General features: G+C 54.0%; 5 protein-coding genes. 4 read left to right on the top strand and 1 reads right to left on the bottom strand.

Features of this window, described 5'->3' with window-relative positions:
- The 4 genes from cysC to B3Z49_RS12515 all read left to right on the top strand — a co-directional run.
- On the top strand, positions 1 to 1,683 hold a 1,683-nt coding region (gene cysC / locus B3Z49_RS12500; protein ID WP_296991303.1), incomplete at its 5' end, for an adenylyl-sulfate kinase.
- A gap of 160 nt (positions 1,684 to 1,843) precedes the next feature.
- Positions 1,844 to 2,665, top strand: a complete 822-nt coding sequence (locus B3Z49_RS12505) for an ImuA family protein (protein ID WP_296991305.1) — start codon at positions 1,844 to 1,846, stop codon at positions 2,663 to 2,665.
- On the top strand, positions 2,577 to 4,223 hold the full coding sequence (locus B3Z49_RS12510) for a Y-family DNA polymerase (RefSeq protein WP_296991307.1): 1,647 nt from the start codon (positions 2,577 to 2,579) through the stop codon (positions 4,221 to 4,223). The genes B3Z49_RS12505 and B3Z49_RS12510 overlap by 89 nt, the downstream gene beginning before the upstream one ends.
- A gap of 4 nt (positions 4,224 to 4,227) precedes the next feature.
- The gene (locus B3Z49_RS12515; RefSeq protein WP_296991309.1) at positions 4,228 to 7,602 is read left to right on the top strand and encodes an error-prone DNA polymerase; all 3,375 of its coding nucleotides are present in this window, start codon (positions 4,228 to 4,230) and stop codon (positions 7,600 to 7,602) included.
- 20 nt (positions 7,603 to 7,622) lie between these two features.
- Here the strand turns inward: B3Z49_RS12515 and B3Z49_RS12520 are convergent, their stop codons facing one another.
- A complete protein-coding gene (locus tag B3Z49_RS12520) occupies positions 7,623 to 9,182 on the bottom strand; it encodes a hypothetical protein (protein WP_296991311.1) in 1,560 nt (519 codons plus the stop codon).
- Between the last annotated feature and the right edge of the window lie 301 nt (positions 9,183 to 9,483).

Raw genomic sequence — 9,483 nt, forward strand, 5'->3', positions numbered from 1 at the left:
GATGGCCTGCAGGCCGAACGCGAACAGGGCATCACCATTGATGTCGCCTATCGCTTCTTCTCGACCGACAAGCGCAAATTCATCGTCGCTGATACACCCGGCCACGAACAATATACCCGCAATATGGCGACCGGTGCCTCGACTGCTGATGTTGCCGTCATTCTGATTGATGCACGCAAAGGCATCTTGACCCAGACCCGTCGTCACAGCTTCATCACATCGCTTTTGGGCATCAAACATGTGGTGCTGGCTGTTAACAAGATGGACCTGATCGACTATGACCAGTCGAAGTTTGATCAGATCGTTGCCGAGTATCTGAAATTCGCCGAACAGCTGAACTATAGCTCGATCACCGCGATCCCGCTTTCGGCCCTGCGTGGCGATAACATGATCGAGCCGAGCGCGAATACGCCCTGGTATTCCGGCCCGACGCTTCTGGCCCATCTTGAAGATGTGCAGGTCGAACAGGATGCGATTGAAAAGCCGTTCCGTTTGCCAGTGCAGTGGGTTAACCGCCCGAACCTTGATTTCCGGGGCTTTTCCGGCACCATTTCATCAGGCCGCGTCAAACCGGGTGACGAGGTTATCGTTACCGCATCGGGCCAGACCAGCAAGGTCAAGGACATCGTCACCTTTGATGGTAACCTTGAAGAAGCCATTGCCGGTCAGGCGATCACCCTGACCCTTGAAGATGAAATCGACATTTCGCGTGGTGACGTTTTGGCACACGCAGATGCCAAGCCCGACTTTGCCGATCAGTTCGAAGCCCGCATCATCTGGATGCATGAAGATCATCTTCTGCCCGGCCGTCCCTATCTGATCAAGATGGGCGCGCAGGTTGCCAATGCGCAGATCAGCGACCTTAAATACAAGGTCAATGTGAACACGCTTGAACATGTGGCTGGCAAAACGCTTGAGCTTAATGAAGTCGGGATTGCCAATATCTCGGCCGACAAGGCGTTGGCGTTTGATCCCTATGATCAGAACCGTCATTCGGGCCGCTTCATCATTATTGACCGCTTTACCAACGCAACCGTTGGGGCGGGCATGGTCAACCATTCCCTGCGTCGTGCGACCAACATCAAATGGCAGGAAATGGACATCAACAAGGGCGCACGTGCCTATCAGAAGGGCCAGAAATCGGTCATTCTGTGGTTCACCGGCCTGTCGGGTGCAGGTAAATCCACTGTCGCCAACCTGGTTGAGAAAAAGCTTCATGCCCTTGGCAAGCACACCTACACCCTTGATGGTGACAATGTGCGCCATGGTCTGAACAAGGATCTTGGCTTTACCGATGCCGATCGCGTGGAAAACATCCGCCGTGTTGGTGAAACCGCCAAGCTGTTTGTCGATGCGGGCGTGATCACGCTGGTATCCTTCATCTCGCCGTTCAAAAGCGAACGCCAACTGGCGCGCAGCCTTGTTGAAAAAGACGAATTCATCGAGGTATTTATCGACACCCCGCTTGAAGTCTGCGAACAGCGCGATGTGAAAGGCCTTTATAAAAAGGCCCGTGCCGGCGAGATCGCCAACTTCACCGGGATCGACAGCCCCTATGAACGGCCGGAAAACGCCGAGATCACGGTCAACACATCCGATCAGACCGCCGAAGAAGCCGCAGAGGCGATTGTCTCCAAGCTTGAAGAATTCGGTGTTCTCGGGGCCTGGTTCCCGGAAATCTGATCTGCACCCAGACATGCATTCAGGAAAACCCGGCATTTGCGAATGCCGGGTTTTCATTTGCTTCAACCACATATCCCCGATCCTGAAAAACCCGATTGGATACGCCTTGACTCCTGTTCCGCTTTGACCACATAAAATAGAACAAAACAGGAACAATAAAATGTCAGACAGACGCATTCATCAGGCACGCGCGGCACTGGCCCGGGCCGAGCAACAATGGAAAGTTCAGGTTTCCTGTCTGTCCGGTGGGCCAGATCGGGCAGACGGGGTGATTGCGCGTGCCTTTGGCAGCACGTTCCTGCGCGATCATATCAGCATCGGCGGCCTTGCCTCGACTGGCCTGCATGAAGTTCTGTGCGGCCATGATGATTGCGCGGCGTCCCTTTTGGCGTGGTATCTGGCGACATTGTCTGTGGATGCGTCCTCTGATGCCTCTAATCACCCATCTGCCCCGCAACCCGGCAAGGGCATTTTCTGGATCCGGCAGCGTCGCGCGCTGGATCAGGGCGGGTTTTATGCCCTGTCCCTGCCCATGATGGTCCTAAAGCCCGAACCGTTGATGATGACGGTCGATCAACAGGCCACCGCCCTTTGGACCTGTGAGGAAGTGGCAAAATCCGGTCAGGTCCGTGCGGTGATCATTGAAACCACCGACTATGACCTGACCACGGCAAGGCGCTTACAACTGGCCTGTGAAAGTGGTGGCACACGCATCATTGTTTTGCGCCCGCTTGCCAGAAACGGGCGCATTCCGACCTCAAGCGCCTGGACACGCTGGCAAATAACACCTGTAAACGCCTTGGAACCAACAGAACGACCAACAGGAAACGATCATCATCTCAGCCTGATCGGGGGACGCGGGGTCCGACCGGGAAGCTGGAAAGTCAAAACCGATGCAACAACGTTTTCTTTATCTGTGGCTGACCCACTGGAAAACCGACTGTCAGAAGACAACCCCAAAGACAGGCACGCCCACGCCTGATCAGCCCCGCGATGTTGACAGTCCGAAAACTGCCCCACAGGCATCAAAGCCACAAGACACCCCGCACGTGATCACGCGCAGCGACCACAAGGGCGTGCTCGTCTGTGGCCTGAATGCAGCCGCACAAAAGGCCGGACTTCATGGCGGCATGCGCCTTTCTGATGCGCGCAGCATCCTGCCCGATCTTCAGGATAGCCCTGAAGAGCCTGAACTCTGCGATGGCAAGTTTGCCCGTCTGGTGCGCTTCATGGACCGCTATAGCCCATGGATCGCACCGGACCGCGACCTGCATGCGCATGGGCTTAATGGCGATGCGGGCATGTGGCTTGAAATCACTGGCGGCAGTCATTTGTTTGGTGGCGAAAGTGCGATGATCAAACAAATCCTGCACGACATGAAAGCCCAGGGCATTGCTGCCCGCGCGGCCATTGCCGATACCGCCGGGGCGGCATGGGCCGCGGCGCGTTGCCATACAGGGGGCCATCCGGGCGCATCACATGAACGCATTTTGTCCCTGCCACGCGATCACGGGGTTGCGGCCGGGTTTCCGGTATCGTGCCTGCGGCTGTCGGATGACATCATCGCGGTTCTGTCGCGGCTTGGCCTGAAACACCTTGGCGATATCACACCCCTGCCGCGCGCGAATATCACCACCCGCCTTGGGCCGGATGTGTTGCATCGCCTTGATCAGTTTTATGGCCGCCTGCCCGAACATCTGAATTTCGAGCTGCCCGATGCCCCGTGGCTGATCAAACAGAACTTTGGCGAACCATTGGGGAGTGCAGACACGCTGGCGCATGCGATTGAAAGCATGGTGGCCGAGCTTTGCGCCAAGCTACGCGATGAAAACCTTGGTCTGCGGCGTCTGATCGTCCGGTCCATTCGGGTCGATGGCTATGCCCATACCATCACGACCACAACGGGCACGCCCTGCCAGTCCGAAAGCCATATCCTGCGATTGCTCGCGGAAAAAATGCCCGGTGTTGATACCGGGTTTGGCATCGAACAGGTGATTGTCTATGCCCCCTGGGTCGAACATGTCGCCTTTCGTCAGGTCCGGCTTGATCGCAAGCAGGAAGACAACAGCGACACCATTGCCCTTGCCCAACTGCTTGATCGTATTGCCCATCATCTGGGACCCAAGGACATTTTGTATCGCCCAGCCCACCATGCCAGTCATCTGCCTGAACGGGCCGCCATCCGGCAATCGCCCACCGGGGCTGTCAAACCGGCACGTCTTGCGGATGCCCCCCTGCCCAAGCGCCCGGTCCGTCTGATTGATCCGCCTGAACCGGTTGATGTCATGGAACGCAGTGCCAACGGCGCGCCAACAAAACTGCGCTGGCGCAAGATGATGATTGATGTCTTGCTGGCCGACGGGCCCGAGCGCATCTGCCCGGAATGGTGGAGCCATCTGGACCGGGATAATTACGCCCTGTCGCACATGACACGCGATTATTTCCGCATCTGCGATCAGAAAGGCCGGTTGATCTGGCTGTTTCGCAGCGGCCATGCCGGGCAGGATATCTGGTCGGTGCATGGATTGTTTGCCGGATGATGCCATGACCAAGCAAACCAACCGCACCGATGATCCGGCCTATGCCGAACTGCATGTCAGCAGCAATTTTTCATTTCTGCGTGGGGCATCGCATGCCGAGGAACTGGTCCTGACCGCAGCCACCAAGGGCCTGCATGCAATTGCGATCACCGATCACAATACGCTGGCCGGGGTGGTGCGCGGCCATACCGCCCATCGCAATTATGCCGACCGGTTGAATTACATTGTCGGCTGTCGGCTTGATCCTATGGATGGTCCATCCTTGCTGTGTTATCCGACCGACCGTGCATCTTATGCCCGACTGTGCCGGCTCCTCACCCTTGGCAAGCGTCGCGCACCCAAGGGATCGTGCGAGATTTATCTTGCCGATATCGTCACCCATGGCGAAGGCCTGCTGTTTATCGCCGTACCGCCCCAGGTCCCCGATGATGCCTTTCGCGCTGAACTGATCAGCTTGAAATCGCATTTCGAAGATCGGCTTTGGCTGGCGGTCGGGCGGTTCATGGACGGGTTTGACACCGAACGCCTTGAGTTTACCGAAATGGTCGAGGCCGACCTTGGCATTCCGGTCGTGGTGACCAATGACGTGCATATGCATCTTAGGTCGCGCAAACCGTTGCAGGATGTCCTGACCTGCATTCGCCATCACTGCACGATTGAGGACGCGGGATACCGCCTGTTTCCCAATGGCGAACGTCATATCAAATCACCGCGTGAAATGGCGCGTCTGTTTCCGGGTCACCCGCACTGGATCGCGCGCACTGTCGAGATTGCCGATCAATGCACCTTCAGCCTTGATGAGTTGCGCTATGAATACCCCGATGAAAATGACGGATCGGGCGAAGGCACCCAGGAACGTCTGATCCGCCTGACCTGGGAAGGCGCGCATAAACGCTATCCCGATGGTGTACCCGACAAGGTCAAAAACCTGATCGAGACAGAGCTTAAACTGATCGACGAGTTGGGCTACGCCCCCTATTTCCTGACCGTGCATGACATTGTCGCCTTTGCCCGGTCCAAGGGAATTCTCTGTCAGGGGCGCGGATCGGCGGCCAATTCATCGGTGTGTTTTTGTTTGCATGTCACCTCGGTCGATCCCAACAAGGTGGAATTGCTGTTTTCACGCTTCATCAGCAATGCACGCAATGAACCACCCGATATCGATGTCGATTTCGAACATGAACGCCGCGAAGAGGTTATTCAGTTCATCTATGAACGCTATGGCCGTGAACGGGCCGGGTTGACCGCCACGGTGATTTCATATCGATCGCGCAGCGCCATTCGTGATGTTGGCAAGGTGTTTGGACTGTCGGAAGACACCATCGTCAAACTGACCAAAACCATCTGGGGATCCAGCAGCAAGGGCGCGCATGACAATATGATGCGCCAATCTGGCATTCATCCCGATGAACCGCGCCTCAAGGCCGTTCTCGATATCGCGGGCGAGTTGACGGGCTTTCCGCGTCATCTGTCGCAACATGTTGGTGGTTTTGTCATTACGCGCGGGCCGCTTTGTGAACTCTCGCCAATTGCCAATGCCGCCATGGCGGACCGCACCACCATTGAATGGGACAAGGATGACATTGATGCGCTGGGCATCCTTAAGGTCGATATCTTGGCTCTTGGCATGCTGACCTGCATCCGAAAGGCATTGGATGAGCTGCGCACGCACAAGAACATTGATTACGATCTGGCGACCCTGCCCAAGGAAGACCGGGCCACCTATCGCATGCTGGAAAAAGCCGACAGTATCGGCACGTTTCAGGTGGAATCGCGCGCGCAAATGAGCATGCTGCCGCGCTTAAAACCGCGAAGCATTTATGACCTGACCATTCAGGTCGCCATCGTCCGCCCAGGCCCCATTCAGGGCGGTATGGTCCATCCGTTTTTGCAACGGCGCATGGGCCGCGAAAAGGTCGACTACCCGTCCCCGGAACTCGAAGCCGTATTGAAACGCACCTGCGGTGTGCCGCTGTTTCAGGAACAGGCGATGCAGATCGCCATTGTCGCCGCCGGCTATTCCGGTGGAGAGGCCGATAACCTGCGTCGTGCAATGGCAACGTTCAAGCGCACCGGCACCATTGGCGAACACCGGACCAAGTTCATCAATGGCATGCTGGGTAACGGTTATGACATGGACTTTGCCGAACGCTGCTTCAAACAGATCGAAGGCTTTGCTGATTATGGCTTCCCCGAAAGCCATGCCGCGAGTTTTGCCATTCTGGCCTATGCGTCGTCCTGGCTGAAATGCCATCACCCGGATGTGTTTTTATGCGCGCTTTTGAATTCGCAACCGATGGGGTTTTATGCCCCGGCACAGTTGGTTAATGATGCGCGCAATCACGGGGTGCGCGTGCTTGAAATCGATATCAATCACAGCTTCTGGGACAATCAGCTGGAACGCGAACTGGGCCGAACGGCGGGCTATCATTCCGTGCGGCTTGGTTTCCGCCAGATCAAGGGATTTGGCGAGCTTGATGCCCTTGCCCTGATTTCCAATAGGCCCGCTGGCGGGTTTCAGGATGTCTACCTGATGGCGCGCCAGACAGGACTATCCCCCGCCGCGCTTGAAAAACTGGCCGAGGCTGATGCGTTCGGGTCACTGGGCTTATCAAGGCGCGAAGCGCTTTGGGCCGTGCGCCGGTTTGGCAAGGGCCGCAAGGCACCAGCAAGCCTGCCCCTGTTTGAGGCAGCCCAGAACTTTAACCACAATATGGGTGTCTCGGCCGAGTTCGGTGCAGAAGCGCCGGTGGATCTGCCGATCATGGGCCCGGGCGAGGAGATCATCGAAGATTACGCCAGCCTGCGCCTGTCGCTTAAGGGCCATCCGATGGCGATGCTGCGTGATGCGCTTGGTGCTGCCGGGGTATGTACCGCCAGTGATCTGCCCAATGTGCGAAATGGGGATCGCTTGACCCATGCGGGACTTGCGATTGTCCGTCAACGCCCCGGCACGGCATCGGGGGTTGTTTTCATCACCCTTGAGGATGAAACCGGCATCACCAACCTTGTGGTCTGGAGCAAGGTGATGGAACACCACCGTCGCGAAGTCATGACCGCCACGGTCCTTGGGGTGACCGGCAAATTGCAACGTGAAGACGGGGTGACGCACATCATTGCCGACAAGCTGGTCGATCTGAGCCATATGCTGCAATCGATGAGCGAGAACACCAAAATTGCGCGCGATGCCAACAACCATCCACGCAACCTGCGCTGGGCCAGCCCGCGCACCGCCCTGCCAACCGGGGAAGCCGCCTCCCCCACAGTATCGCGGCCCGCCCCTAAACCGGAGGCTGATCTGGATCAGTTGGGCTCAAAACCGGAAACACCCACCGCCAGTCACAAGCGCCTTAAGATCGACAGTCATGATTTCCACTAATGAAATAAAAGAAAATTGGCTTAGCGCCGCCTCCTATCACGAAGGTCTTTTATTTTTCGCCACCAAGGGGCTATATCCTCTAAGTTGAATGGATATTGTTTTCTATTTTGTTGCTCTCCAAAAATCTTATTTCCAATATTTTTCAACGACCAACCTCTAAAATCGTTGGTAACGCTCTGTGATAAAATCTCTAAAAATTGAGTTTCGGAAAATGAGGCAGCAACGTCCTCAACATCGACAACATCACAAAAAACTACAGGCGGCCTGCTCTCAACCGGAACCCCACCTTTTTCATCTGCAAGCACGTTCGACTTGGCAAGAACTTTATCCTGCAATTCCGGAGATGCGACCAACCAAGGATCTAGTGTCAAGACAACTCCTATAACACCATCATCGTGAACTTGCCTCTCCGCTACCCCTTCTTTCAAATGAGAGAAGTATCTCCACAACTGAAAAACACCTTTTGATATTTGATCATAAGCATGCTTGGCATCTGCCGTTGGACGATCGGAAAATTGTGCCGGAAAGCTTAATTTTGTTGCTTTACACTCAATAACAACCCTGACCTTTCCATCAAAACTAATTAGAACATCAGGACTATCGATATTATTTCCATTAAACGCATAAGAATAACTTCGAGTAATAGAATAATCGCCGTAAATTTTTGTCAAATATCTTAAAACGTACTCCTCAAACCTTTCGTTTGCAGCATTTATGATTTTTGCTCCCCCTCTCATTAGATCATAGTAAATCCCCGCTGTTATCCTGTAGATAATCAACGCTGGTAGAGGACAGATTAGATAGTCACCAGATACGACGATAGGAAAGACTCTCAACGGACTAGGTTGGTAGGCCATAGTTAGACGGCCGCTAATTAGTCTACATTGCGCCCTAACGTTAAAAACGAGATTTTGCGTTTCCTGTCTACTGACACTTAATAATTCCAAGGATCTATCGATATCAACACTCGACAATCCGAAGTCTTTTAAAGAAATCTTCTTCTCAACAGACGGGTAACCTAAAAACCCAGAAAAAAGCGCAAAACCAACGAGCATGAAATCGTCTAGTTTTACACCATACTTCTCGAAAAAATATTGTGAACAGGTCTCATTACCATAAATAAAGTAGTATCTCGCAACCTGCGGCGTATTAAAATATCCTGATTGCCACTTAAACTGACGATGGCCTATCCGATGCACCTCAAGCAGGACATCCTTGGCTTTCAAAGAAAATGAGACCTCAGCATCTTCCACACCTCGAAGTAAGTTAATAAAAGTAGCCAATGAATTATAATCAGAGCAATCAACAGTACTATTCCAACCGTCCTTAGGAACAAATGGAGGACAAGAAAAAAACTCCCCAACCAATGTCTCCAGCTCCCACGGATGAACTTTATATTGCGAACCGACAGATTGGTCCGCTGCCTCTCGCGGGAAATGAAGGTATTTCTCCGCGAGATCAGCTCTACCGGATTGCAAAGCATCAGCAGCCCAAATCATCCGAAGGAATTCTTCGTACGTGGCCTTCGACAAAAGTTTGTGCAGTTTTTTCTTCTTAAGATTATAACTTGCCCTTCCCATTTTTCCTCCCTCTTGAAGCCAAAAATGTGGAACACAAAAATGGCCCCTATATTTTTATATAATTGGCACTGGAAAACGCTAATTCGCTGATAGACAAATACTACAGTTCAGCACTGTATGGAATCCAAGATGACCACGCCCCACAAAGACATCTTTGGCAAACCCGTCGGCCACCCGGTTGAAAACTGGACCGGATGCGCATTGCCACCGCGCAACGACATGATCGGCAGCCACGTCATTGTAAGTCCGCTTGATGTTGCCCGCGATGCCACGCAACTGTTTGATGCCAACAGCAAGGTGC

Origin of the sequence: Thalassospira sp. UBA1131 (genome assembly GCF_002311515.1) — a bacterium.
Classification (GTDB): Bacteria; Pseudomonadota; Alphaproteobacteria; order Rhodospirillales; family Thalassospiraceae; genus Thalassospira.